This is a genomic window from Ruminiclostridium hungatei, assembly GCF_002051585.1.
In the GTDB taxonomy this organism is placed as follows: Bacteria; Bacillota; Clostridia; order Acetivibrionales; family DSM-1351; genus Ruminiclostridium; species Ruminiclostridium hungatei.
The window spans coordinates 15,666-40,625 of record NZ_MZGX01000001.1 but is presented as its reverse complement, the minus strand read 5'-3'; the positions used below and the strand labels follow the sequence as shown (position 1 = coordinate 40,625).

21 protein-coding genes are annotated in these 24,960 nt (G+C 43.7%); all 21 read right to left on the bottom strand.

The genetic code is table 11. The features are described from left to right. Positions 1–73: 73 nt before the first annotated feature. The gene (gene truB / locus CLHUN_RS00205) at positions 74–1,033 is read right to left on the bottom strand and encodes a tRNA pseudouridine(55) synthase TruB (RefSeq protein WP_080062549.1); all 960 of its coding nucleotides are present in this window, start codon (positions 1,031–1,033) and stop codon (positions 74–76) included. A gap of 78 nt (positions 1,034–1,111) precedes the next feature. Further along, entirely contained in the window at positions 1,112–2,065 is a 954-nt protein-coding gene (locus CLHUN_RS00200; protein WP_080062548.1) for a DHH family phosphoesterase, read from the bottom strand. 19 nt (positions 2,066–2,084) lie between these two features. Continuing rightward, entirely contained in the window at positions 2,085–2,438 is a 354-nt protein-coding gene (gene rbfA / locus CLHUN_RS00195) for a 30S ribosome-binding factor RbfA (protein WP_080062547.1), read from the bottom strand. 174 nt (positions 2,439–2,612) lie between these two features. After that, positions 2,613–6,161 (bottom strand): translation initiation factor IF-2, encoded by a 3,549-nt coding sequence (gene infB / locus CLHUN_RS00190; protein WP_080062546.1) that lies wholly within the window; start codon positions 6,159–6,161, stop codon positions 2,613–2,615. Then, positions 6,154–6,486 carry a L7Ae/L30e/S12e/Gadd45 family ribosomal protein gene (locus CLHUN_RS00185; RefSeq protein WP_080062545.1) on the bottom strand — a complete coding sequence of 111 codons (333 nt, stop codon included), beginning with the start codon at positions 6,484–6,486 and terminating at the stop codon, positions 6,154–6,156. Before CLHUN_RS00185 ends, infB begins: the two co-directional genes overlap by 8 nt. After that, positions 6,479–6,751 carry an RNase P modulator RnpM gene (gene rnpM / locus CLHUN_RS00180; RefSeq protein ID WP_080062544.1) on the bottom strand — a complete coding sequence of 91 codons (273 nt, stop codon included), beginning with the start codon at positions 6,749–6,751 and terminating at the stop codon, positions 6,479–6,481. Before rnpM ends, CLHUN_RS00185 begins: the two co-directional genes overlap by 8 nt. 83 nt (positions 6,752–6,834) lie before the next feature. After that, the gene (nusA, locus tag CLHUN_RS00175) at positions 6,835–7,989 is read right to left on the bottom strand and encodes a transcription termination factor NusA (protein WP_080062543.1); all 1,155 of its coding nucleotides are present in this window, start codon (positions 7,987–7,989) and stop codon (positions 6,835–6,837) included. A gap of 30 nt (positions 7,990–8,019) precedes the next feature. Further along, positions 8,020–8,478, bottom strand: coding sequence for a ribosome maturation factor RimP (gene rimP, locus CLHUN_RS00170; protein ID WP_080062542.1), 459 nt, complete (start codon positions 8,476–8,478; stop codon positions 8,020–8,022). A gap of 346 nt (positions 8,479–8,824) precedes the next feature. Then, positions 8,825–13,129, bottom strand: a complete 4,305-nt coding sequence (locus CLHUN_RS00165; RefSeq protein WP_080062541.1) for a PolC-type DNA polymerase III — start codon at positions 13,127–13,129, stop codon at positions 8,825–8,827. 199 nt (positions 13,130–13,328) lie between these two features. Next, entirely contained in the window at positions 13,329–14,204 is an 876-nt protein-coding gene (locus CLHUN_RS00160; protein ID WP_080062784.1) for a putative RNA methyltransferase, read from the bottom strand. A gap of 147 nt (positions 14,205–14,351) precedes the next feature. Beyond that, positions 14,352–15,413 carry a flavodoxin-dependent (E)-4-hydroxy-3-methylbut-2-enyl-diphosphate synthase gene (gene ispG / locus CLHUN_RS00155; protein ID WP_080062540.1) on the bottom strand — a complete coding sequence of 354 codons (1,062 nt, stop codon included), beginning with the start codon at positions 15,411–15,413 and terminating at the stop codon, positions 14,352–14,354. 118 nt (positions 15,414–15,531) lie between these two features. Continuing rightward, positions 15,532–16,824: an RIP metalloprotease RseP gene (rseP, locus tag CLHUN_RS00150; protein WP_080062539.1), complete on the bottom strand. Its 1,293-nt coding sequence runs from the start codon at positions 16,822–16,824 to the stop codon at positions 15,532–15,534. Positions 16,825–16,843: 19 nt separating this feature from the next. Further along, complete coding sequence (locus CLHUN_RS00145; RefSeq protein WP_080062538.1) at positions 16,844–18,007, bottom strand: 1-deoxy-D-xylulose-5-phosphate reductoisomerase; 1,164 nt, start codon at positions 18,005–18,007, stop codon at positions 16,844–16,846. A 54-nt stretch (positions 18,008–18,061) separates the two neighbouring features. After that, the gene (locus tag CLHUN_RS00140; protein ID WP_242656398.1) at positions 18,062–18,889 is read right to left on the bottom strand and encodes a phosphatidate cytidylyltransferase; all 828 of its coding nucleotides are present in this window, start codon (positions 18,887–18,889) and stop codon (positions 18,062–18,064) included. Between the two features lie 58 nt (positions 18,890–18,947). Further along, a complete protein-coding gene (locus tag CLHUN_RS00135) occupies positions 18,948–19,715 on the bottom strand; it encodes an isoprenyl transferase (protein ID WP_080062536.1) in 768 nt (255 codons plus the stop codon). A 140-nt stretch (positions 19,716–19,855) separates the two neighbouring features. Then, positions 19,856–20,047, bottom strand: a complete 192-nt coding sequence (locus CLHUN_RS00130; RefSeq protein ID WP_080062535.1) for a hypothetical protein — start codon at positions 20,045–20,047, stop codon at positions 19,856–19,858. Then, positions 20,044–20,601 carry a ribosome recycling factor gene (gene frr, locus CLHUN_RS00125; protein WP_080062534.1) on the bottom strand — a complete coding sequence of 186 codons (558 nt, stop codon included), beginning with the start codon at positions 20,599–20,601 and terminating at the stop codon, positions 20,044–20,046. The genes CLHUN_RS00130 and frr overlap by 4 nt, the downstream gene beginning before the upstream one ends. A gap of 135 nt (positions 20,602–20,736) precedes the next feature. Continuing rightward, the gene (gene pyrH, locus CLHUN_RS00120; protein ID WP_080062533.1) at positions 20,737–21,444 is read right to left on the bottom strand and encodes a UMP kinase; all 708 of its coding nucleotides are present in this window, start codon (positions 21,442–21,444) and stop codon (positions 20,737–20,739) included. 200 nt (positions 21,445–21,644) lie between these two features. Beyond that, positions 21,645–22,292 (bottom strand): translation elongation factor Ts, encoded by a 648-nt coding sequence (gene tsf / locus CLHUN_RS00115; RefSeq protein WP_080062532.1) that lies wholly within the window; start codon positions 22,290–22,292, stop codon positions 21,645–21,647. A gap of 165 nt (positions 22,293–22,457) precedes the next feature. Then, positions 22,458–23,204: a 30S ribosomal protein S2 gene (gene rpsB, locus CLHUN_RS00110; RefSeq protein ID WP_080062531.1), complete on the bottom strand. Its 747-nt coding sequence runs from the start codon at positions 23,202–23,204 to the stop codon at positions 22,458–22,460. Between the two features lie 194 nt (positions 23,205–23,398). Continuing rightward, positions 23,399–24,655, bottom strand: coding sequence for an MATE family efflux transporter (locus CLHUN_RS00105; RefSeq protein WP_242656397.1), 1,257 nt, complete (start codon positions 24,653–24,655; stop codon positions 23,399–23,401). Between the last annotated feature and the right edge of the window lie 305 nt (positions 24,656–24,960).

Here is a 24,960-nt window from a genome sequence, read left to right as displayed (position 1 = left end):
AAAATATTCTCCTCGTATTGGGTCCAAAGGGTGAATACCGGCCTGCGGCCTTCAGCACCCTTTAGTATAAGCCCTAATTAGTAAAAAACTTCCTGGATTTCAGACAGGTTCCCCGCGGGCTGCCGAACATTTCACCTATGCCCAGGAAAGTCCCCATGTTATCATATACCCTGATATAAGGGCTGCTATCATCAGATTTTCCATTTAAGACATCCAGTTGCAGCCACACACCATTGGAGTATTTGAAGGTTTCTCTTTCGTCAAGCCGGATACTGTCAAAATCTTCGAATACCGTTTCAACAGGTATAAGACTTTCTTCCAACCGCCTGCGGTCTGACAGTTCCCTTATCTCCTCCAGAGTCAGCGCAGTGTCCAAGCCATACCTGCCTGCCCTGGTTCTTACGAGAAAGGACATATGCCCGCCGCATCCAAGCTTTTCTCCTATATCGTGGCAAAGTGTCCTGATGTAGGTTCCCTTGGAACAGTGCACCTCAAAAAGCGCTTTTTTCAGCATTTTTCCGGGCAATCTGCCGGAGTGCTCCCGGTCATGGCCAAACTCATCCGGCTGCTCCCAGATTCTTAAGATTTTTATATCAAATACTCTTATTTTTCTTGGCTGGCGCTCTACTGTTTCGCCCTTTCTTGCAAGTTCATACAGCTTTCTTCCATTTATCTTTATAGCGGAATACATTGGAGGAAGCTGTTCCAGCTCCCCTGTAAAGCTGCCTATGGCAGCTTCAATGGCGGCATGGTCTGGCTCCACACTTCCCGTGTATATGACATTTCCTGAAGCATCCTGTGTATCTGTGGCATAACCAAGTGTGAGTTCAGCACGGTATACCTTGTCTTTCTCCATCATAAATTCTATAGCCCCAGTGGCATTTCCCAGACAAATGGGTAAAACTCCAACGGCGGACGGGTCAAGAGTTCCGGTGTGTCCGATCTTTTTCTGACCTGCAACTTTCCGCAGATACCCTACTACATCAAAGGATGTCATGCCTGCCGGTTTCAGAACATTTATAATTCCGTTCATATTGGTTTATATATCAACCTTTCCATTAGCAAAACTGCAATGTAAATATTATGCCGTATTTCAGAAGCAATACGGTCCTTACAGACGGTCTTTCACAGCCTCGATCAATTGCTCCCGTACCTGCTGCAATGTACCGTTCACAGTGCACCCGGCAGCCCTTTTGTGGCCTCCGCCACCGAAAGCCGCCGCCACTTCGGACACATCCACATAGGTTTTGGAACGCAGATTTACCCTTACCTCCTCAGCATTTTTTTCCTTTACCAGAAGAGATACCTCCACGCCCTCAACAGACCTTCCTATGTTGACAATTCCGTCACAATCTTCATCGGAGGCTCCCGTAGCCAGCAAATCAGCCCTGGAAAAGGTAACTACAGCCAGTCTGTTATTTTCATAAAACTCCAATAGTTCAATGGCTTTTTGAGTAAGCCTGAGCTTTGGGTAAGTGGTATTGTCAAAAATTCTTTGAGAAAGCTCTCCGATATCTATGCCGGCTGATACCAGTTCGGAGGCTATCCTGTGGGTTTCAGCCGTTGTATTGCTGTATTTGAAGCCTCCTGTGTCTGTAGCTACTGCGGTGTACAGACAGGTGGCCATATCTGTATCAATATGGAGCTTCAATTTTTTGAGCAAGATATACACTATCTCACCTGTGGAGGCAGATGTTTCATCCACGTAGTTGAGCAGTGCAAATTTGGTGTTTGTCACATGATGGTCAATGTTTACAGTGCAGGGAGCCTTAAAAAAAGCTTCTCCGCGGGTTCCCAGCCTGCCAACGTCTCCAGTGTCCAGTGCCAGATTAATATCCATGGCCTCGTCTGAAGAATCATAAAAACGGGTGAGTTCTGTTCCCGGCAAAAACCTGTACACTGCCGGAATGTTTTCCTCCACATACACAACTACATCTTTGCCTGCCTTTTTTAGCGCCATTGCAAGTGCCAGAGAAGAACCTATTGCATCTCCATCAGCAGAAACATGAGGAAATATTGCAACTCCCCCAGCCTCCGACAAAAGTTTGACTATTTCTCTATCCATCCAGCCTCGATCCCCCCCACTAATCGTTTAGTTCCTTCTTCGCATCATCCAATAACTTGTTTATATATATTCCGTGCTCAATAGACGTATCAAGTTCAAAATGTATCTCCGGAGTATACCTGAGCTGCAGCCTGTGTCCAAGCTCCCGCCTGATAAACCCTGCCGCGCTCTTTAGCGCGCTTATGGCATTTTTCTTCTGTTCATCATTGCCCAGGACACTTATATATACCTTCGCATACCTCAGATCCTTGGTAACATTACAGGATATTATGCTTACCATGTTTGGAAGCCTGGGGTCCTTAAGATCATTTTGAATTATGCTGCTTATTTCCTTCTTAACTTCCTCAGAAATCCTGACTATTCTATCAGCCATAAATTCTATCCTCCATATTTTCAATAAAAGCAAAACTATTGTTTATTTTAAAGCTTACCCACACATAAATAGTATTGCCAATGCAGTTTCATTCAAGCATGTAATTTTCTTGACATATACGAATAGGTTGAATTGGAATTCAATCCACTTCAACCTATTCGAACAAATTCCGTTTTATCTTTTTACTTCTTCCATTACAAAGGCTTCGATAACGTCTAATTCTTTAATATCGTTGAAGCGTTCGACGGAAACACCGCATTCATAGCCGGCAACAACTTCCTTTACATCATCCTTGAATCTCTTCAGGGATGCCAGCTTGCCCTCATGAATTACGATACCTTCTCTTACAACTCTGACTTCGGAATTCCTCTGCACCTTGCCATCTGTTACATAGGCACCTCCAATGGTCCCAATGCCTGAAACCTTGAATATCTGCCTTATTTCTATATGGCCAAGTACAACTTCTTTATAGGTGGGCTCAAGCATACCCTTCATAGCAGCCTGAACGTCTTCGATTGCCTTGTAAATTACACTGTACAACCTCATATCAACTTCTGCATTCTTTGCGGCCTCAGTAACATTCGCTCCCGGCCTTACATTAAAGCCGATAATGATTGCACTTGAAACCTGTGCCAGAGTTACATCCGATTCGGTAATTGCACCAACCGCACCGTGTATTGTCCTGACTCGCACTTCATCATTGCTGAGTTTTTCAAGGGATTGCTTCACTGCTTCCACAGAACCTTGAACATCTGCCTTGATGATTATATTCAAATCTTTAACCTTACCTTCTTTAATCTGGGTGAACAAATCTTCCAGAGTTACCTTGGCACTTGACTTGTATTGTTGTTCCTTCAGTCTGAACTTTCTCTTTTCAACCAACTGTTTGGCTACCTTTTCATCGGTAACTGCATAGAATACCTCTCCTGCCTCCGGTACTTCATTCATACCAAGGATTTCAACCGGCATGGAAGGTCCGGCACTCTTTATGGAAACACCTTTATCACTGTTCATGGCTTTGATTCTACCAAAGGCCGAACCTGCCAGCATGGAATCTCCAATTTTCAAGGTACCTCTTTGAACAAGCACAGTAGCAACAGGGCCTCTCTCCTTATCCAGCTTGGCTTCGATGATTGTTCCTTTTGCCTGTCTGTCCGGATCTGCCTTTAATTCAAGCATGTCGGCAGCTAAGAGCACCATTTCCAGCAATTGATCGATATTTTCTCTCTTCTTTGCGGAAACAGGCACCATTATTGCATCTCCGCCCCATTCTTCCGCAACTATGCCATACTCTGTAAGCTCCTGCTTAACCTTGTCTGGGTTTGCACCTGGCTTATCAATCTTGTTGATGGCAACAATTATTGAGACATTAGCTGCTTTCGCGTGGTTTATAGCTTCTATTGTCTGAGGCATTACACCATCATCGGCTGCAACAACCAGTATGGCAATATCCGTTACCTGAGCACCTCTGGCACGCATTGCCGTGAAGGCTTCATGCCCAGGTGTATCCAGGAAGGTAATAAGCTTGTCATTTGCTTTAACAGTATAAGCTCCAATATGCTGGGTTATTCCGCCGGCTTCGCTGTCAATGACATGAGCACTTCTGATAGCATCAAGTAATGAGGTTTTACCATGGTCTACATGACCCATTACAACTACCACCGGAGGTCTTGTCTGTAATTTTGATTCGTCAACTGTTTCAGCATCATCAAAGAGTATATCCTCCTCACTGACCTGTACAGCCTTTTCAGTCTTTACCCCGAACTCTTCTGCGATAATTGTTGCAGTCTCAAAATCAACCTCGTTGTTTAATGTAGCCATAACTCCATAATTCATCAACTTCTTAATAATTTCCGTTGAGGTTTTCTTTAATGACTCTGCCAACTCTTTAACTGTCAAAGATTCGGGTATTGTTATTGAGGTAAGCACTGCCTTAGGCGGAATGTATTTTTCCTGCAGCTTTTCATTCTTTCTGTTCCTGGGCAGCCTCTTTTTCTTCCCATCATCACTGTAGAACTCGTCAAAGATGTAATTTTCATCAAGAATTTCTGAAACACCTTTCTTCTCAATAACTATCTTCTGAGGTTTAAATCTCTGCTTCTTGTCAGTAGTAGTCTTTGGTGACTCCTTCTTTTGCTTTTCTTCTCTCTTGACGTTCTTATCTATATCCTTACTCTGGAATTCTCTTCTGGCTTCATTTCTCAAGGAGTCAAACTGATCCTGGGCAACCGAAACATCAGGCTTTGGAATATCCAAACCTTGTTGTCTGTTGTTATACTGACCTTGAGGTCTGTCGCCCTGCGGCCTGTTGTATTGGCCTTGTGGCCTGTCGCCTCTGTTATACTGGCCCTGGGGTCTGTCACCCTGCGGCCTGTTGTACTGGCCTTGTGGCCTGTCGCCCTGTGGTCTGTTATATTGACCTTGTGGCCTGTCACCTCTATTATACTGGCCCTGGGGTCTGTCACCCTGCGGCCTGTTGTACTGCCCCTGGGGTCTGTCGCCCTGCGGCCTGTTGTACTGGCCCTGGGGTCTGTCACCCTGCGGCCTGTTGTACTGGCCCTGGGGTCTGTCGCCCTGCGGCCTGTTGTACTGGCCTTGGGGTCTGTCGCCCTGCGGCCTGTTGTACTGGCCCTGGGGTCTGTCGCCCTGCGGCCTGTTGTACTGGCCCTGGGGTCTGTCACCCTGCGGCCTGTTGTACTGGCCCTGGGGTCTGTCACCCTGCGGCCTGTTGTACTGGCCCTGGGGTCTGTCACCCTGCGGCCTGTTGTACTGGCCCTGGGGTCTGTCACCCTGTGGCCTGTTGTACTGGCCCTGGGGTCTGTCACCCTGTGGTCTGTTATATTGTCCCTGTGGCCTATCCCCCTGCGGTCTGTCACCCTGCGGCTTTTCTCCCTGAATTTTGCCCGGGGTTTCCTCAGAAGCCTTTGCTTCGGGCCGGATGACTTCTTCAACCTTGTTTCCCATACTTTCATTCCTTGAAGCCGGAGCTGCATCTTTCGCTGCAACCGCTTCCTTAGGTTCAGTAACTGCGTTTGGTTTCATATCCACTCTTTCAGCTAAATTTTCCTTATTTGCTGTATCATTTGAATTGATATTTTTTGATATACTCACATCAGTTTGAATAGTCTTATCCGCCACAATATTTTCCTCTTTTTTAATGACCTCAGGTTTTACATTTTGCCTTGACGCTGAAGAATCATCATGCTGAGCAACTGAAGTCTTGATTGGATTCTTCTGAAGTTCCGAAGACCTGTCTGTCCTGGCAACAGGTTTATTCTTCATGTCATGGATATTATCTCTTACATAACCTGGTCTAAGTCCCGATGTACTGGACTCGGTTTTAACATAGCTGGGCTTTGCATGGCCTTGATTAGTTTCCTTCTTGACGTATCCCCCATGCTCTGTGCTTCCGGCTTCGCCCTTGCTGTCAATGACTATCTCTGTGGTTCTGATGATTCTTGGAGCACTTTTCATATCCTTTTTAACGTCCTTCTTTTTGTCGGCTGAATGAGAAGTGTCCGCAGAACCGGCTCTCTTATCCTCATCCTTCTTGTCATCATGTTTTATTACACCAATATGCTTATAAAGTGCATCTAATTCATGAGGTTCAAGAAGGCTCATATGATTTTTAACATTTATATTTATCTCAGCAAGCTTTTCCATTAACCTCTTACTTGTAGTATTAAGTTCTTTGGCTAGCTCGTATATCCTTGCTTTATCCAATACCTTCACCCCCGGATTCGTTTATTTGATTATCTATTAGCTTAAGAAGGCCATTTTTAAAGTCCTTTGACTGAATCGAAATAACAGAGCGTATTTCTTTTCCGGTGCATCTGCCAAGTTCCAGCTTTTCGCCATATACCCTATAGGATATATCCCGGAAAACGCACATACTCTTAAATTTGTCCTTCGTGTTTTCAGAAGCATCCTCTGCTACAATTACCAGCACTGACTTACCGGATTTTATGGCTCTTTCACAAGTTTCATCCCCGGATAGCAACTGACCGGCTTTTTTAGCAAGGCCCAATAAGGAATAAATCCTATCCATCGTTTCCCTCCAATTGGCATTTTAAGTTTTCGTATACCTCGCTGTCTATGGTTGTTTCAAAAGCCTTATCCAGTCTCTTGGCTTTGATAGCCTGTTCCAGACAACCGGCACTTCTGCAGATGTAAGCACCTCTGCCGGGCTTTTTACCAATTAGATCAATACTGATTTCTCCCTCATTATTTCTTACCACACGTATTAATTCCCTTTTTGGCTTCATTTCCTTACAGCCAAGGCACATACGCAATGGAATCTTTTTTTGCTTCATCCATCCACACCTTCCTATAGTCAATTGCTACCGATACTCCGACAGTTAATGTATTACAGACACCAGCGGGAAATCATTACCTATCAATCTATGAAAACATCCTCATCCTGGTCACCGTCGTAAGTATCATTTTGCTCTTCAACATCAAAATCCATAAAGTCACCTGTACTGATGCTGTCATCAAAAAGCTGTCTCTCTATTGCCTGTCTTAACTGCGATTCACTCTTTATGTCAATTTTCCAACCGGTTAACTTGGCAGCAAGTCTGGCATTCTGGCCTTCCTTACCAATTGCCAGTGAAAGCTGATAGTCAGGTACTATAACACGCGCAGCCTTTTCCTCTTCATTGGCGTCAACCCTCACAACCTTGGCAGGGCTTAAGCTGCTGGAAATATATTCCTTGGGGTCATTGCTCCATTTTATGATATCTATCTTTTCGCCCCTGAGTTCATCAACTATGGCCTGAACTCTGGTTCCCTTCTGGCCTACGCAGGCTCCAACCGGATCAACATTTTCATCTCTGGAAAATACTGCTATTTTCGTTCTGGAACCCGGTTCACGGGAAATACTTTTTATTTCCACAACACCCTCGTGAATTTCCGGAACCTCAAGCTCAAAGAGTCTTTTTACAAGACCGGGATGAGTTCTGGAAATCATTATCTGAGGACCCTTGGTGGTTTTCTTAACTTCCACAATATAAGACTTGAGCCTTTCATTGAAGCGGTACTCTTCTCCCGGAGTCTGTTCTGTAGGTGCAAGTACGGCTTCGGTTTTACCAAGGTCAACTATGACATTTCTCTTTTCTATTCTTTGAATAATGCCTGTTACTATATCGCTTTCCTTGTTATAGAATTCATCGTATATTATTCCTCTTTCAGCCTCTCTGAGCTTCTGAACAACTACCTGTTTTGCTGTCTGGGCGGCTATTCTTCCGAAAGACCTGGGAGTAACCTCCATTTCGGCGATATCACCCACCGCAAGGGTAGGATTCAATTTTGCAGCTTCATCCACTGAAATATCCATTTGATCCATATCCGGAACTTCGGCAACTTTTCTGAGTCCGAAAACTTTAACATCACCGGTAATTCTATCTATATTTACCTTTACGTTCATGGCAGAACCAAAGTTCTTCTTATATGCAGAAATAAGCGCGGCTTCAATAGCCTCAATTATAATTTCCTTTTTAATACCCTTTTCCTTTTCCAACTGTTCAAGTGCAAGTATTAACTCAGCGCTCATTACGTCAACCTCCCATTACTAAATTAAAATTTAAAATTTAATGGCCCTTTTTACTATTGCAACCTTTTCCCTGTCAAATTCTATATCATTTCCAGCATCGCTTATTACAATTTTATTTTCGATTAAGCCCACCAGTTGACCTTCAAACACCTTTTTGCCGTCAATAGGCTGAAAAACCTTGACTTCAACCAGCTCGCCCTTATATTTAACAAAATCCCTCTCGGTTTTCAAGGGCCTTTCAAGGCCGGGTGAGGAAACTTCCAAATAATAGCTTTGTTCAATGGGATCTTTTTTGTCAAGTATTCCGCTCATTTGTTCGCTGACCGCCTGGCAATCATCAATGCTTATGCCGCCGGGCTTATCAATGTATATTCTCAAATACCAGTTGGCACCTTCTTTTATAAATTCCACATCAACCAACTCATAATTCAGCGCTTCAACTACAGGTGCCGCCAGTTCCATGATATCCTGCGGTATGTTTCTCTTCATTTATACTCGTCCTCCAGTAAGTCAGGTTTAAGCCGGCAGCCACGCAGAAAAAAGCTCCGCACAACAAAAACGGGGGCACAAAATGTGCCCTTTACCAAGTCAATCATATAGTTAAATTAACTGACTTTTCAACATGCTCTGCTCCGGGTACCTGACCGGCCTGTGTATTTTATCCGGCCGCTATCTGGTCTGATAAACAACAAAGAGTGGGATTACCCACTCTTGGCAGTCAAGTCTATTAAACCTCTATCCTTGTGTATTATATCATTATTATTTCAAATTATCAACAATTTATTACCATTTTGAACAAAGTCTTTAAAAAATAATAATTATATGCCCATCTGGTTTAAAATAAGCACAACTGATTGCTTTCAGGCAAACCCCTCAGACAATTGTTTCTTTCCAGTATTTCAATAACGGATTTGCTTATTTTTGCCTTTGTCCTCAGCTCGTCTATAGAGAGAAATTCCCCGTCTTTTCTGGACTCAACGATATTAAGGGCTGCCGCTCCACCAAGGCCCTGGAGTGCATTGAGAGGCGGTCTTATTGAACCCTCCTCTATTTTAAACTTCTTTGCCTCAGACAAATATAAATCTATTGGAAGGAACTTTATCCCTCTGGCATACATTTCATTGGCAACTTCCAGAATGGTCAGTACGTTCTTTTCCTTTGTGGTAATATTATTTCCCTTCATCTCATATTCCCTGATTTTATTTTTAACCTTTTCCTGTCCCTGGGCCATCATTTCAGCATCAAAGTCATCTGCCCTGACTGTAAAGTAAGTAGCGTAAAAGGCTTCAGGATGATATACCTTGAACCAGGCTATACGGAAGGCCATCATTACATAAGCTGCGGCATGGGCCTTTGGAAACATGTACTTTATGGTCTTGCAGGACTTTATGTACCAGTCCGGAACCTTGTTTTCCTTCATGACAGCTTCATATTCTTCCTTGACACCCTTGCCTTTTCTTACATCCTCCATGATTTTAAACGCAGTTTTCGGAGGAAGTCCGGCGTGCATGAGATAAATCATTATATCGTCACGGCAGCAGATGCTTTTAGACAGTGTTGTTATTCCGTCCCTGATCAGATCCTGGGCATTGTTAAGCCAGACGTCGGTACCGTGAGACAGTCCTGATATTCTGATAAGCTCTGAGAAGGTCCTGGGTTTTGTATCAACCAGCATCTGCCTGACAAATTTTGTGCCGAATTCCGGTATGGCAAAGGTTCCTGTTTCACTGCCGATGTCCTCCGGCTTCACACCCAGTGCCTCGGTGCTGTTGAAAAGGCTCATGGTCCTGGCTTCACCTATCTGGATGGCTGTGGCATCCACGCCGGTCAGGTCTTCCAACATCCTGATAACCGTAGGGTCGTCGTGTCCCAGAATGTCCAGCTTTAGTATGCTTCCGTGCAGGAAGTGATAGTCAAAGTGCGTGGTCACAATTTCAGAGGAGGTGTCATCTGCAGGTCTTTGAATAGGTGAAAAATCAAATATCTCCTTATCCTTGGGAACTATCATTATACCTCCGGGATGCTGGCCTGTGGTTCTCTTGATGCCTGTACAGCCTTTTACCAGCCTGTTTATTTCTGCATTGGTGACTATGATTCCCTTCTCGTCAAGATAGTTCTTCACATAGCCGTATGCTGTCTTTTCTGCTACGGAGGCTATGGTACCTGCTCTGAAAACATAGCCTTCCCCAAAAAGCTCCTCTGTGTACTTGTGGGCCACCGGCTGGTACTCTCCTGAGAAATTAAGGTCTATATCAGGCTCCTTGTCCCCGTCAAAACCCAAAAAGGTTTCAAAGGGAATATCATAGCCGTCCTTTTTAAGATTATTGCCGCATACAGGGCACACCTTGTCCGGCAGGTCGAAGCCGCAGTCATAGGAGCCGTCAAGTATAAACTCGGAGTGCTTGCAGCTCTCGCATATATAGTGGGGCTGGAGGGAGTTTACCTCCGTTATTCCTGACATGTTCGCCACAAAGGAAGAACCTACCGAACCTCTGGAGCCGACCAGATAGCCATCTCCCACGGATTTTGAAACAAGCTTTTGGGCTATGAGATACATTACGGCGAAGCCGTTCTTTATAATTGAATTAAGCTCCTTTTCAAGCCTCTGCTGAACCACTTCCGGCAAGTTTTCTCCGTATATCTCCTTTGCCCTGGACATGGCCATTTCTTCAATATCATGCTCGGCCCCCTCTATTTTAGGCGGAAAAGTCCCCTCCAGCACCGGCGCAATATTTTCAATCATGTCGGCAATCAGGTTGGTATTGTCAATTACAACCTCCCGTGACTTTTCCGGCCCCAGGTAGGCAAACTCCTCCAGCATTTCCTCAGTGGTTCTGAAATAGAGGGGAGCCTGGTTGTCTGCGTCGGTAAACCCCCGGCCTGCCATAAGTATCCGTCTGAACACCTCGTCCCTGGGGTCCATAAAGTGAACGTCACAGGTTGCAACTACGGGCTTCTGATGACGCTCCCCAAGCTTGACAATTTTTTTGTTTATTTTCTTCAATTCCTCCTGAGAGGATACTCTTCCGTTGTTTACAAGGAACTGGTTATTTCCCAGCGGCTGTATTTCAAGATAATCATAAAACCTTACAATCTTTGATATTTCGTCCTCGCTTTTGCTGTTCAGTATGGCCTTGTACAGCTCACCGGCTTCACAAGCACTTCCCAGTATAAGACCTTCCCTGTATTCCATCAGCAGCTTCTTGGGCACTCTGGGCTTTTTATAGAAATATTTCAAGTGGGATTGAGATACTATTTTATATAGGTTTTTCAGGCCCACCGAATTTTTCACCAGTATGATGGCATGGCTAGAGGCGGCCTTAACGTTCACCTCATAACCAAAGGCATTCTCAATGTCCTTTATTGTATTGCAGCCCTTTTCCTTCAAAAGGTTCATGCAGTGCAGGAATATCCTGGCAGTAGCCATGGAATCATCCACCGCTCTGTGATGATTTTCCAGCTCTATCTTCAGATGCTTTGCAACTATGTTAAGCTTGTACTTTCCAAGCTCCGGAAACATTTTTCTGCACAGTTCAAGGGTGTCTATGTACGGATTTTTAACTTTCTCACCAATAATCCTTGCATTTTGCCTGATAAAGCCCACGTCAAAATTTGCATTGTGGGCAACCAGAACAGTCCCCTGGATAAATTCCATAAAGTCAGTGAGTACCTGCTCAATGGGGGGAGCCTCTCTTACCATTTCATCTGTAATGCCTGTGAGCTTGACAATCATGCTGGGTATGGGTATGCCGGGGTTGACAAAGGCACTGAACCTGTCAATAATCTGACCGCCCTTAAGCTTCACTGCTCCGATTTCGGTAATTCTGTCGGTATGTGAATTCAAGCCTGTGGTCTCTATATCAAAAACTACAAATTCGTCTTCCAGCGTGTGTGCACCAGGATTATATACAATTGGCACATTGTCGTCCAGCAGGTAGCATTCAAGCCCGTAAATAATCTTTATTCCCAGCTTTTTTGAAGTACCGTAGGCATCAGGATAAGCCTGCACCACACCGTGGTCGGTCACTGCTATGGCCTTATGCCCCCATTTGGCGGCTCTTTTTACAAGCTCCTTGACAGGAGTCACACCGTCCATAGAGCTCATCTGTGTGTGCAGATGAAGCTCCACCCTTTTGTTTTCAGCATCATCGTGCCTGATTTCCTTCTCTGTTTCAGCAATGTCGAAGGCCATTACTGCCAATTCCTTTGAGAACTTGTCATATTGGGCGTCTCCCCTTATTCTGAGGCATACTCCCTCAACAATGCGCTGGGATATATTTGAAAACTCCTTTTTATCAACAAACATCTTAACTGTTACAGAGCTTGTATAATCGGTAACATCGAATATGTATATATATTTTCCGCCTCTGATTTCCCTGGATTCGGTTCTGAATACCTCTCCTGCAATAGCTACCTTTCCTGAATCGGGAGTCACTTCCGAAATTCTCATAATGCTGTCTGTAAACGGTTTGCCTGCAATAATGCCGCCAGCCGGACTCTCTCCTGCAAATCCTCCCCGGCTCTCGGAAGTACTTTTAGCTTTTGCCTCGGAAGGAATTGCAGTTATAGCGGAGCTTACAACACTGGCCTCGTTTTTTTCCTTCTGTGCCACATATTCTTCCATTATGGAGGAATCAACCTGCAAATCCTGGAATTCCACCTTTATCCTTTTTGAAATGGTGTCCTCGATATATTGCTCTATAATGTCATGGCAGTTTTGTGCCTTAAGTATCTGAGCACCCTTTGTGGCAAGCCTTATAAAAACCTTGCCCTCGCTAAACTGGCAGGTGCTGCCCGCAAGTATTCCTCTGCATACTGCAACCTTGCCGCTGAGCATGAGTATTATTTCATTCCACTGTGACTTGAAAAAGTCTTCTATGGAGTATTCGCCGGTACACTTTACCTTTATGACGATGCTTTCTGCTCCAAGACACCGGGACAGGTGGCTCTCCAGCTTTGACACAAGCGCGGGGCCGATCAGTGCAGGTCCGGAAGTATGTATTTCAAGCCTGTTGGATTTTATGAAAACCTTCATCCTGCTGACGCCAAGTTCTCTGAAAACAGAAAATTCCCCGTTAAAATCCACCATCCCAGGGAATAAATCTTGAAAAAGCTTAATTGTATTTGCTGAACCATCCATATGTAAAAACCTCATTTTATGATTTATTTCCTTGAAAAAACATTTTATGCGTACCAGTATGAACCAAAATAAAAAAATTTATATTTATAGTGGCTAATTAACAGCAAGCTGATTTTATAATCAATTCTTATTTTAACATATAAAACCCCAACTTGCTTTTAAAAGTATTTGACAAATCGAAATTAAGATAATATTTGGGTTAAGGTCTTTCATACAGAAGAATGGAAAAATCCACTTCAGTTTCAAGCCCGTCCAGCTTTTCAACAGCCTCAAGCCCGGCATGCCTGCTGTATGGAGTCATGTTGAAGAGGTTAAATATGTCCTGCCTGTCCGTCAGTTCTATTTCATACCGGATATTTATCTCCTCTAAAAGTTTAAAGCCGCCTCCAACAGTTCCCTTCTGTCCTATTGCCTCAGGAGCCTCATATATTAACTGCTTCAAGCCGTAAAGATGACGGGCTCCCGGCACTGCCACCAGCAGTTTGCCCGAAGGTTTGAGTACGCGCTTGAATTCCTCGTCATCCCTGGGTGCAAATATACACAGTATATAATCCAGTGTACTGCCTGTAAACGGCAGGTGATAGCTGCTTGCAACCGCAAAGCGTATATGCTTGTCCCTGCTTGCAGCATAGTTTATTGCATCCCTGGATACATCGGTTCCGTAATAATTTATCCCTCTGTTTTCACACCGGCACGCCAAAGCTTTTTTAAGCCTGCTTATGTAATAGCCTTCTCCGCAGCCGGCATCCAGTATATTGATGCTACAGTCCAAGCTATTCCCGCTATTTCCTGCGGTTGCGGAAGGATTTTCAAGTTCATTCTCAGGAAGTTTTATAAGAGCATTGATTCCATTGGAAAATTCCTCGTAAAAACCCCTGTCCAGAAAATTTCTCCTGCACAGAAGCATATCTTTGCTGTCACCGGGAGTCCCTGCCCCGATGTGGCTTGAAAGCAGAAGGTTCACATATCCCTTCCTTGCGATATCGAAATTATGCCCATTTGGACAAAAGTACTGTTTCATGCCTTGCTTCAGGGCTTTTGAACAATTTGGACACTTAAATGCGGTTTTGTACATAAAAGGCTGCACCTTCCCTTTTGGAGTGCTCCATATGAGTTTTATAAATTTACATTGTGCCAGGTAACCTGGATAAGCCTCCATAAAGCTGTTGGAGACGGTCCCCCCAAAACATCCTGAGAGAAATCCGCAGTATGCTTGAAGCTTCTACAGCTTGCCTATTTCCTCAATCAGCTCTTGTACTGCTTTTTCCTGGGGAATTTTTTTAATTATCTGCCCCTTTTTAAAAAGGAGGACTTCATTTACGCCGCCTGCAATACCTATGTCTGCATCCTTGGCCTCGCCTGGGCCGTTGACGGCACAGCCCATTATAGCCACTTTTATATCCTTGTCCAGCTTGTCCAGAACAGGCTCTATTTCATTTACAATTCCTATAAGATCAACTCTTGTTCTTCCGCAGGTGGGGCAGGATACTACCTCCACACCCTCCCTCAGCAGACCAAGAGACTTAAGTATTTGCTTGCCCGCACGCACTTCTTCCACAGGGTCACCTGTCAACGACACTCTTATGGTGTCTCCTATTCCCTCAGCCAGCAGGCAGCCTATTCCCACAGAAGACTTTATGGTCCCCTTGTAAATGGTTCCGGCCTCTGTGACACCCACATGCAGAGGATATGAAGTTTCCTTTGAAAGCAGCCTGTATGCGGCTATAGTCATGGGGACACTTGAAGCCTTTATTGAGACCGCAATATCTCCGAAGTCAGCAGCCTCCAGCAAAGCCGCATGATTCAAGGCACTTTCAACCATCCCCTGTGGAGTTACCCCACCATATTTTTCAATTATGCTCTTTTCCACAGAACCGGAGTTTACACCAATGCGAATAGGTATTTGACGCTCCTTGGCCATACGGGCTACCAGCCGGATCCTGTCCTGACCGCCAATGTTCCCGGGATTGAGACGTATTTTGTCCGCGCCGTTTTTCATACACTCCAGGGCCAGCCTGTAGTCAAAGTGAATATCTGCAACCAGAGGTATTTTAATGCCTTTTTTTATTTCAGAAATTGCCTCGGCGGACTGTATATCCGGAACAGCAACCCGGATTATCCGGCAGCCTTCCTCCTCAAGCCTTTTTATCTGCTCAACCGTCGCCTTAACATCCCTGGTATCAGTATTTGTCATTGATTGAACAGAAATAGGAGAATCTCCTCCCAAAAAGATATCTCCCACTTTTATTTTCTTTGTTTGTTTTCTTTCTATATAATTCTCCATTATGTTCTTCTCCCGTCAAGGTCAACTGCCATGGGCTTAAGCTCATCGGCCTGGGTGAGGCCAAAGCCTCCAAGCAGGGTGGAGTTTCACCGGCAATTGACTTTATGAAACCTGCCAGCTAGCCTCTTCCCAATCTTAATATGTCATTGAAGGTGGCATAAATCATAAGCATTATCAAAATAACCATTCCAACCATTGTTATCAAGGCTTCCTTTTCAGGATTGAGCGGCTTCTTCCTGATACCCTCTATGAGCAGCAGCACCAGCTTGCTTCCGTCAAGGGCAGGGAACGGGATAAGATTTACAAGTCCCAGGTTGATACTGATCATGGTTGTAATAGTCAGCAGCCGTATAACCGTTTCCATAGCCGAAGCACTTGAAGCAACCTCGTTGCTGATTGTGGTGGTTATTCCCACAGGCCCCATAAGGTCACTTGCAGGAACCGTTCCTGTAAACAGCCAGCCCAGGGAATAGTATATTGACCTGGAAATGAATATGTTGTATTTTACGGCTTCCTTTACAGTGTTTCCTATTCCTCCCTTTACATGTTCAAAGTCAAGGATGCCAATGGCAGAAAATTCCGAATTTTTACTCTTCATTGGAACCACCGGCTTTAATTCCAGTTCCTTCCCTGCCCTCTCAACCTCTATGCGAACGGACTTATCCTTATTCTGCTGCAGAATTTCACGGATGTCCTTTCTGGTGCCGACCTCTGTCCCATTGAGTCCCACAATCCTGTCGCCCTCCTTCAAACCCGCCTGTGCAGCCGGTGATTTAGGTGACACAGCCTCAACAACATTGGATTTTGCACCTTCCAGTTCATCATCCAGGGGAGTAAAGCCAAGTATATAACTCTGTCTGTCCGGCTTAAGCTCCACAGTCCTTGTTTCACCGTTGCGCTCATATTCCAGTTGGATGCTCTCATCTGTCAAAGGATAGGAAAATATACCAAGATCATTTACGTTATATATTGTCTTGCCGTTATATTTCAAAAGTCTGTCACCAACCTGCAGTTCCTTGGCTGCCGCCACAGAGCCGGGCTGGATGGCCTTTATCTGGGTTGTGTAATAGCCTGTCTGGGATATTATAATAAAAGCAAATATCAGCGCAGTCAGTATGTTCATTATTGGGCCGGCGGCTATTATTGCCGCTCTGACACCTATGGGCTTTCTGTTGTATGCCCTGTCGTCCTCGGAGGCCTCTTCCTCACCTTCCATTTTCACGTAGCCTCCAAGAGGTATAAGTCTGAGAGAATACAAGGTCTCGCCTTTTTTAAAGGAAAACAGCTTGGGCCCCATAAATAGTGAAAATTCATTTACTTTCACCTTGAAAGCCTTTGCCACCATAAAATGTCCAAGTTCGTGAACTATTATCAAAAAGCTTAGAGCCAATATTGCAAGTACTATACCCATAAATTCCTCCATTTCTGTTTTAAAGGATATCAGTCTGTCCTTTGATTTCCTTTTCGGCCTGCCTTCTCGCCCAGCCGTCTATTTCTATTATATCGTCCAGGCATGGACAAATATTCACTGTATGTGCCAGCATTACCCTTTCTATTATATCCGGGATGCCGGTAAATGATATTCTGTTTTTCAAAAATGCCGCCACGGCTGTTTCGTTTGCAGCATTCATTGCCGCAGGCATGGTTCCGCCTTCCTTTAAGGCATCAAATGCCAATTGCAGGCACCTGAAGGTTTCTACATCAGGTTTTTCAAAAGTAAGCTGTGAAGTTTTAAGCAAATCCAGCTTTGGAAAATTATTGGGCTGCCTGTCAGGAAAGGTGAGAGCAAACTGGATAGGAATTCTCATATCGGGAGAACCTAATTGCGCCATTACCGAGCCGTCAATATATTCAATCATGGAATGAATTATACTTTGAGGATGCACAAGCACCTGAATTTTATCAAGACCTTTGTCAAACAGCCATTTTGCTTCTATCACTTCCAGTCCTTTGTTCATTAGTGTAGCCGAATCAATGGTTATCTTGCTGCCCATACTCCAGTTGGGATGCTTAAGAGCCTGAGCAGGAGTGATATCCCGGAGTTCTTCAAGAGTTCTGCCCCTGAAAGGCCCTCCTGAAGCAGTCAAAATTATTTTTTCAACCTGTTTTTCATCGTTGCCCATAAGACACTGGTATATTGCAGAGTGCTCGCTGTCCACGGGAAATATTCTGACACCCTGAACTCCCGCCTCCTGCATAACCAGTTGTCCTGCGGTTACAAGGGTTTCCTTGTTTGCCAGGGCTATGTTTTTCCTGTTTTTTATTGCATGCATTGTAGGTATCAGTCCGGCTGTTCCGACAACAGAGGTAACTACAGTGTCAGACCCCTGAATATCCACTGTGCGAAGCATTCCTTCAAGTCCCCACAGGACCTGGACCTTAATTCCTGCAAGCCTGTTTTTAAGCTCGGCGGCAAGTTTTTCATCCGCCACTGAAACCAACTGGGGTTTGAACTCATGAACCTGTTTTTCCAGTAAATCTATATTTGAATTTGCAGACATTGCTGCAACCTTTATTCCAAGATTTCTTGCCACGTCCAAAGTTTGAACGCCAATGGAACCAGTTGATCCCAGAATTGAAATAACCTTTGCCATTTTACCTCCAGGCCCGGTATCATAAAATATGTTCCAGCCGCCAGATTTCATGTATTATAAAAACAGTACCAAAACATAATAGACTACCGGAGCTACAAACAGTATGCTGTCAAATCTGTCCAGCACCCCTCCGTGGCCCGGCATGATGCTGCCATAATCTTTAACATCGACATACCTTTTAACCGCAGACGCCGACCAGTCACCTATCTGTGAAATGAATCCGCAGAAAATGCCCAGCAAAACAAGTGCCGGATAGGACAGCTTCAAATCAAAATACGTCTGAGTTATAAAACCGAACAGGAGCATAAGCAATGCGCAGCCTAAAGTACCTCCAACAGCTCCGGCTACCGTCTTCTTGGGACTGATTTCAGGAATGATCTTTCTTTTCCCGAACAGCCTGCCGCAGGTATAAGCCATGGTATCAGTGCCCCAGGCGCCGATGAATATCAACCAGATGAGCAGCATTCCGTGGTCCATGTTTCTTATAAGAATCAAAAAACTCATGAGGAAAGGTACATAAGCTATACCAAAAGCTGTAATGCAAGCATCTACAATATTATACTTCTTATGCCCAAATACAATAAAAGTCATACTCAGAAAAATTATAATACAAGCGGAAATTCCCGTAAGCACACCTAAATCCAGCTTATACCAGCCCAACTCTTCCAGGCCCAGGAGCAAAAGGGGAATTATTGATAAATAACCCACAATTTTGATGGGCTGAACAGTCTTCAGCTTTGCTGCGGAATTATAAAACTCATACAGCCCGATTGCGGCTATGATACTTACAATTACACCCAATACCACAGACCCCATATACAATACGGCTATAAGCAGAGCCAAACCTACCAATGCACTGATAACTCTTGTTTTTAACATCATACCTCCGTGTCCTGCCCGCCTGAACAAATTCTCAAGGACGGAATATTTTATGGGAAATTTATTGACTAATCCCGCCAAACCTTCTGTTTCTCAGTTCAAAAGCTTTTAATGCTTCAGCAATATGGCTTCCATTTACATCAGGCCAGAGTTCGGGTGTAAACCAAAACTCTGTATAGGCACACTGCCAGAGCAGATAGTTGCTGATTCTCTGTTCGCCGCTGGTTCTGATAAGCAGGTCCGGTTCAGGTATTCCTGCCGTATACAGGCAGTTTTCCAATTGCTTCTCATCAATATCCTCAACTTCCAGCTTTCCCTCTTTAACCTTATGGGCTATTTTTTTAACCGCATCTAAAAGTTCAATCCTGCCTCCATAGTTAAGACAAATGATTAAATTCAGACCGTCATTAACACCGGTCAGCTTCTCAACCCTCAATATCTCCTGCTGCAACTCTGCCGGAAGGCCCAGGGTATCTCCTATTACCTTTATGCGCACATTGCTGCCGTCAAGTTCCTTCTCGGCGTTTCTCAAAAATTCAACCAGCAGGTCCATAAGAGCATCCACTTCACTTTTGGGCCTTTTCCAATTTTCCGTGGAAAAGGCAAATACCGATAAATACTTAACCCCTATGTCAGAGCAATAAATAACTACTTTTTTAAGTGCCATAGAACCTTCCCTGTGACCAACACTCCGGGGCAGGCCTCTTTTTTTTGCCCATCTTCCATTTCCGTCGGGAATAATTGCTATGTGCTCAGGAATCGTTGAAAAATCCCCTTTTGCAATTTCCGGCCGCCTGAACAACCGGGTAATTCTAGTCCAAAGACCCATATCGACCTCCATCCGCATACTTACCTGCCACTGTGCCCGCACCCAAGCATAAAACAAACCGTACCAAATATGTATCTCAACCGCAATAACCAATCCAGAACTTTTTTTCAAATACCGTATTTGTTAAAATAACCCCTCTATTAGAGGGGTTTACATACTAATATGCTGAGTTTATTTTCCGAGACTGTAACACGAAGCACCCTGAAGGTATCATCATATTCCTGGCTCTGCATTTTCGGCGGAGCAGTGACAGTGATTTTTTCAATTTCAAAGCCATCCTTTTCCGCCTGCCGGACAGCATCTCCCAGCGTATAACCTGTCAGCCGGCTCATACTTCCATGATTTCCTTGTCCTTGGCCTCAATAATATGGTCTATTTCTGCAATAAATTTATCTGTAAGATTCTGAATATCCTTTTCAGCATCCTTTAAATCATCCTCAGTTATTTCATTGTTCTTTTTTTTGGCTTTCATCTGCTCTATGGAATCTCTTCTGATAGATCTGATGGCAACCTTTGCATCTTCGCCTTCCTTTTTTACTGTTTTTGTCAAATCTCTGCGTCTTTCTTCAGTGAGCGCAGGGAAAACAAGACGAATAACCTTACCGTCATTGTTAGGGTTGATTCCCATATCAGATTTCTGTATTTCCTTTTCTATATCTTTGAGGAGCTTGGCTTCCCATGGCTGTATCAGAATAACTCTTGCTTCCGGTACCGACACAGTGGCAACCTGTTGAATGGGAGTAGGTGCACCGTAGTAATCAATTGAAATTTTATCCAGTATCTGGGGATTTGCTCTTCCGGCCCTAATGCCTGAAAGAGTGTCCCTAAACACATTTATGGTTTTTTTCATTTTTTCTTCAATAGGTCTATAAAGCTCTTTGTCCATAAAAATCCTCCTAAAAAATTCGTTGCCAACTACTTGAGAATATTTTAAAAATATTTGCGGAACAAATAAATTCAGCCAATGCACCCGGCATATTTATTTGTTCACTATATATAATACAATTAATTACATTGGATTTCAATATATTGTGGTACCAATCTCTTCACCCTTTACGGCTCTTATAATATTATCAGGATCATTAAGGCCGAATACAAGGGTGGGAATCCCATTGTCCTTGCAGAAAGAAGCCGCTGTCAAATCTATGGCGCACAGCCCTTTGTTCAAATACTCCTGATAGCTGAGTCTTTCATATTTTATAGCACCGGGATTTTTTGACGGGTCGGAATCATAGATGCCATCAACATTCTTTGCCATAAGTATTGCTTCGGCATCAATTTCAGCAGCCCTTAAAGCTGCGGCAGTATCGGTTGAGAAATATGGATTCCCCATGCCGCAGGCAAATATTACAATTCTTTTCTTTTCCAGATGTCTGACAGCCTTTCTTCTCACATAAGGTTCAGCAATCTGCCTCATTTCAATGGCAGTCTGTACCCTTACCTGAATGTCTCTGGATTCCAGAGCATCCTGAAGCCCCAAAGAGTTTATGACAGTGGCCAGCATCCCCATGTGGTCCGCAGTTGTCCTATCCATGCCTTTTCCGCTTCTGCCTCTCCAGAAGTTTCCTCCGCCTACCACGATTGCTATTTCAACTCCCAGTTTGTGTACTTCAAGAATCCTGTCACATATTTCATTTACAGTATCAGTATCGATTCCACTGCCTTTTTCTCCTGATAAAGCTTCTCCACTGATCTTCAACATTATTCTCTTATATTTTAATTCAGACATGGTTTTCCTCCGTCAACTAAAATAATTTAACCTGTATGTAATTCAACCGCATCAATAACCAATTTCAAAAAAATATCCCTGTTCTTGTGAATTTGCTGAGAAAAGGCCCTAATAAAAGGAACATACAACAATATATGTTCCCAAAGAAGGCTGTTACAAAACAAATAAGATATTTTGTTTTGCAACAGCCCCCTTTATTATTAACCGCCTATTTGTTTCAATACTTCATCAGCGAAGTTTTCTTCCTTCTTTTCTATTCCTTCGCCTCTTTCAAATCTTACAAATCTTCTAACTGTTATATTTTCACCGATGTGAGCTATCTTTTCCTTAACGAGCTGATCTACCGTTATATCAGGATCTTTAATGAAAGCCTGCTCCATCAAGCACTTTTCGCCGTAGAATTTATCAATTCTGCCTTCAACCATCTTTTCAATGATTTTTTCAGGCTTGCCTTCATTTCTGGCCTGTGCTCTCAATACCTCTTTTTCGTTTTCCAATAAGGAAACCGGAACTTCTTCTCTTCTGACAAATTCAGGCTTGCTGGCAGCTATCTGCATTGCAATGTCCTTTACCAACTGCTTGAATTCTTCATTCTTTGCAGCGAAATCAGTTTCAATATTTACTTCTACAAGAACACCGATTCTTCCGCCGCCATGTATATAAGCTTCAACCAAGCCTTCAGCAGCTATTCTTCCAGCTTTGCTGGCGGCCTTGGCTATTCCCTTTTCTCTTAAATACTCAACTGCCTTTTCCTCATCACCATTTGTCTCGGTGAGAGCTTTTTTACAGTCCATCATTCCCGCTCCGGTTCTTTCACGGAGCTGTCTTACCATTTCTGCAGTAATCATTTTTATCTCCATTTCCGACATGGACAAATAATTATCCCAAGCTGTAAATGGGATAAATTTTTATTTATCGCCGTGTCATTAATTTTTTAGTAATGGTAAAATATTAAGTTAACTGCCGGATTGTGCTATGAACAAAATCCGGCAATATATGGTTTTCATGGTTTATTATTGAGCAACTTCCACTGCTTCTTCAACCACAACTGTTTCAGCAGCTTCAGGTGCGAGCTGCTCGCCCTGGCGTCCTTCGATAATGGCATCTGCAATTTTAGCAGCGATAAGCTTAACAGCTCTTATAGCATCATCATTACCGGGAATTACAAAATCAACCTCGTCAGGATCACAGTTTGTATCAACTATGGCTACAACCGGAATACCAAGCTTCTTCGCTTCAAGAATCGCATTTCTTTCCTTGCGTGGGTCAACAACGAACATTGCGCCGGGAATTTTTTTCATGTTCTTGATACCGCCAAGGTTCTTTTCCAGATCTTCCATTTCCTTCTTAAGCTTGATAACTTCTTTCTTAGGAAGAACTTCAAAAGTTCCGTCAGCTTCCATAGCATTTAACTGGTTCAATCTGTCTATTCTCTTACGAATAGTTTTGAAGTTGGTGAGCATGCCACCCAACCATCTGTTGTTTACAAAGAACTGACCGCTTCTGTCAGCTTCTTCTTTAATGGAATCCTGAGCCTGCTTCTTTGTTCCTACGAAAAGCACGTCCTGCCCGTTCATTGCCACTTCTCTGATGAAGAAGTAAGCGTCGTCTACTTTCTTTACTGTTTTCTGAAGGTCAATGATGTAAATACCATTACGTTCTGTAAAAATGTATTCAGCCATCTTTGGGTTCCATCTTCTTGTCTGGTGACCGAAGTGAACACCTGCCTCCAAAAGTTGTTTCATTGAAATAACTGCCATATAAAAACACCTCCGTTAAAGTTAATACCTCCGCACCCTGTCAAGTCAGCACTTACTGACACTTTAACAAAATCGAAATGCGTGTGTATTTTTTCGTTTGCTAGTATACCATATAGAAATATTTTTAGCAATGATTTAATTTTATTTTCAGGATTTTTATTTTTTGCCTTACCTGCGGGTATATGAACGGGGTATTATCCCGCTGCTGAAGATTCCTCCGATGCAGGCAAATATTTCTCATATTTCCTGCGAAATACCCTTATATAGAACGGAACTCCTCTGGTTACCCAGTCAAAGCACCAGGCTATCCATATTCCCATAATACCCAGTCCGGTATACCTTACCAGCACATATCCCAAAAATACTCTCACAAGCCACATGCTCAACATTGACACGGTGGTTACATACACAACATCTCCGGTGCTCCTGAGACAAGCAGGCATTATGAAGGCCGCCGGCCAGAATACCGGTATGCAGGCCAGAGTCAGATACGTTATATGCAGTGACATGGTCAAGACCTGGTCCGCAGGCTGATAAAGCTTGAGAATATGGGATGCAAACGGCAGGAATATAAGCGAGACACCTCCCAGCAGCACCATGGCATACAGGGTAAGTTTGTTTATCATCTTCCTGAGCTCCTCTTTATCTCCCGACCCTGCATAGTAACCTATTATAGATACTGCAACTATGGAAACAGCTCCACCCGGAATATTGATAATGGAATTAAGTGATCCGGCTATACTGTTTGCCGCCAGAGCTGCCGTTCCAAGTGAGGCCACAATGGACTGTACCAACAGCTTTCCTCCGTTGAATACCAGGCTGTCCAGTCCCGCGGGAACACCGATGTACAAAACCGGCTTCATTATTCCTGAAGAAACTTTGAAGGATGCTGTTTTTATATGTATTTTCGGGCTTCTCATCAAATGAAAGAACAATATTGCCGCACCAATCAGCCTGGCGGAAACCAGTCCGATACCGGCGCCTAAAACCCCCAGGTCAAGCCAGAATATGCAAACAGCTCCTACGGCAAGATTGACAAGGTTTGACATGACTATGGATATCATAGATGCAATAAAATTATTATTTGCACGAAATATTCCGGTAAACACGTTGAACAGTCCCAACAAGGGGTATGATATGGCCGAACATACCATATATGTCCAGGCAGCCGACTTGACAGCCGCCTCAGCCCCACCGAACATGAATCCGATAATCTGCTTTCCAAAAATAAAAAGTCCCAATCCGGTTAAGGCAGAAAGTATGAAGACGGATACAATTGACTGTGCTGCGGTGTCTGATGCTTTTTTCCTTTCTCCTGCTCCAAGATGCTGGGCTATAACAACCGTAGCTCCTGTGGCAACTGAAAGAAAAAGATTCATTGCAACAAAATTAATGGAGTCGACGATGCCTACCGCTGAAACAGCAAAAGCCCCCAACCCGCTAACCATCATAGTATTGACTACTCCTATGGCTGTTGAAAGGAATTGTTCAATAAATGCAGGAAAGAAAAGTCGTACTAATTCTTTTTTTGAAAACAAATATATCACGGCCTTTATTCTTTAGTTGCATATGATACTGTTAATAAACTGCAATGGATGTATATATTAAGTATGCATTTCATTATTTTAAAACTATAATCCAATATCCTCAAACAATAAAAACCTGCACTGCAACTGTTTTAAATAAATAGCCTGCCATATGCTGATAATTCTTAAGTATTCCAAAGTATTTGGGAAGCTTCCGGCTTCCCGGGGTC

Excerpts from the sequence above, each read along its gene's own strand:
- rimP (WP_080062542.1), bottom strand. The coding sequence starts at position 8,478 with ATGAAGAGAAACATACCGCAGGATATCATGGAACTGGCGGCACCTGTA.
- CLHUN_RS00200 (WP_080062548.1), bottom strand. The coding sequence starts at position 2,065 with ATGGATAGAGAAATAGTCAAACTTTTGTCGGAGGCTGGGGGAGTTGCA.
- tsf (WP_080062532.1), bottom strand. The coding sequence starts at position 22,292 with ATGATTACTGCAGAAATGGTAAGACAGCTCCGTGAAAGAACCGGAGCG.
- CLHUN_RS00145 (WP_080062538.1), bottom strand. The coding sequence starts at position 18,007 with ATGGCAAAGGTTATTTCAATTCTGGGATCAACTGGTTCCATTGGCGTT.
- CLHUN_RS00135 (WP_080062536.1), bottom strand. The coding sequence starts at position 19,715 with ATGGGTCTTTGGACTAGAATTACCCGGTTGTTCAGGCGGCCGGAAATT.
- CLHUN_RS00130 (WP_080062535.1), bottom strand. The coding sequence starts at position 20,047 with ATGAGCCGGCTGACAGGTTATACGCTGGGAGATGCTGTCCGGCAGGCG.
- rbfA (WP_080062547.1), bottom strand. The coding sequence starts at position 2,438 with ATGGCTGATAGAATAGTCAGGATTTCTGAGGAAGTTAAGAAGGAAATA.
- truB (WP_080062549.1), bottom strand. The coding sequence starts at position 1,033 with ATGAACGGAATTATAAATGTTCTGAAACCGGCAGGCATGACATCCTTT.
- CLHUN_RS00140 (WP_242656398.1), bottom strand. The coding sequence starts at position 18,889 with ATGATGTTAAAAACAAGAGTTATCAGTGCATTGGTAGGTTTGGCTCTG.
- nusA (WP_080062543.1), bottom strand. The coding sequence starts at position 7,989 with ATGAGCGCTGAGTTAATACTTGCACTTGAACAGTTGGAAAAGGAAAAG.
- CLHUN_RS00185 (WP_080062545.1), bottom strand. The coding sequence starts at position 6,486 with ATGGATAGGATTTATTCCTTATTGGGCCTTGCTAAAAAAGCCGGTCAG.
- rseP (WP_080062539.1), bottom strand. The coding sequence starts at position 16,824 with ATGGGTATAGTACTTGCAATATTGGCTCTAAGCTTTTTGATAATAGTT.
- frr (WP_080062534.1), bottom strand. The coding sequence starts at position 20,601 with ATGGACAAAGAGCTTTATAGACCTATTGAAGAAAAAATGAAAAAAACC.
- CLHUN_RS00165 (WP_080062541.1), bottom strand. The coding sequence starts at position 13,129 with ATGGATGGTTCAGCAAATACAATTAAGCTTTTTCAAGATTTATTCCCT.
- CLHUN_RS00160 (WP_080062784.1), bottom strand. The coding sequence starts at position 14,204 with ATGTACAAAACCGCATTTAAGTGTCCAAATTGTTCAAAAGCCCTGAAG.
- rpsB (WP_080062531.1), bottom strand. The coding sequence starts at position 23,204 with ATGGCAGTTATTTCAATGAAACAACTTTTGGAGGCAGGTGTTCACTTC.
- rnpM (WP_080062544.1), bottom strand. The coding sequence starts at position 6,751 with ATGAAGCAAAAAAAGATTCCATTGCGTATGTGCCTTGGCTGTAAGGAA.
- ispG (WP_080062540.1), bottom strand. The coding sequence starts at position 15,413 with ATGGAGAATTATATAGAAAGAAAACAAACAAAGAAAATAAAAGTGGGA.
- CLHUN_RS00105 (WP_242656397.1), bottom strand. The coding sequence starts at position 24,655 with ATGATGGTTAGCGGGTTGGGGGCTTTTGCTGTTTCAGCGGTAGGCATC.
- pyrH (WP_080062533.1), bottom strand. The coding sequence starts at position 21,444 with ATGTCTGAATTAAAATATAAGAGAATAATGTTGAAGATCAGTGGAGAA.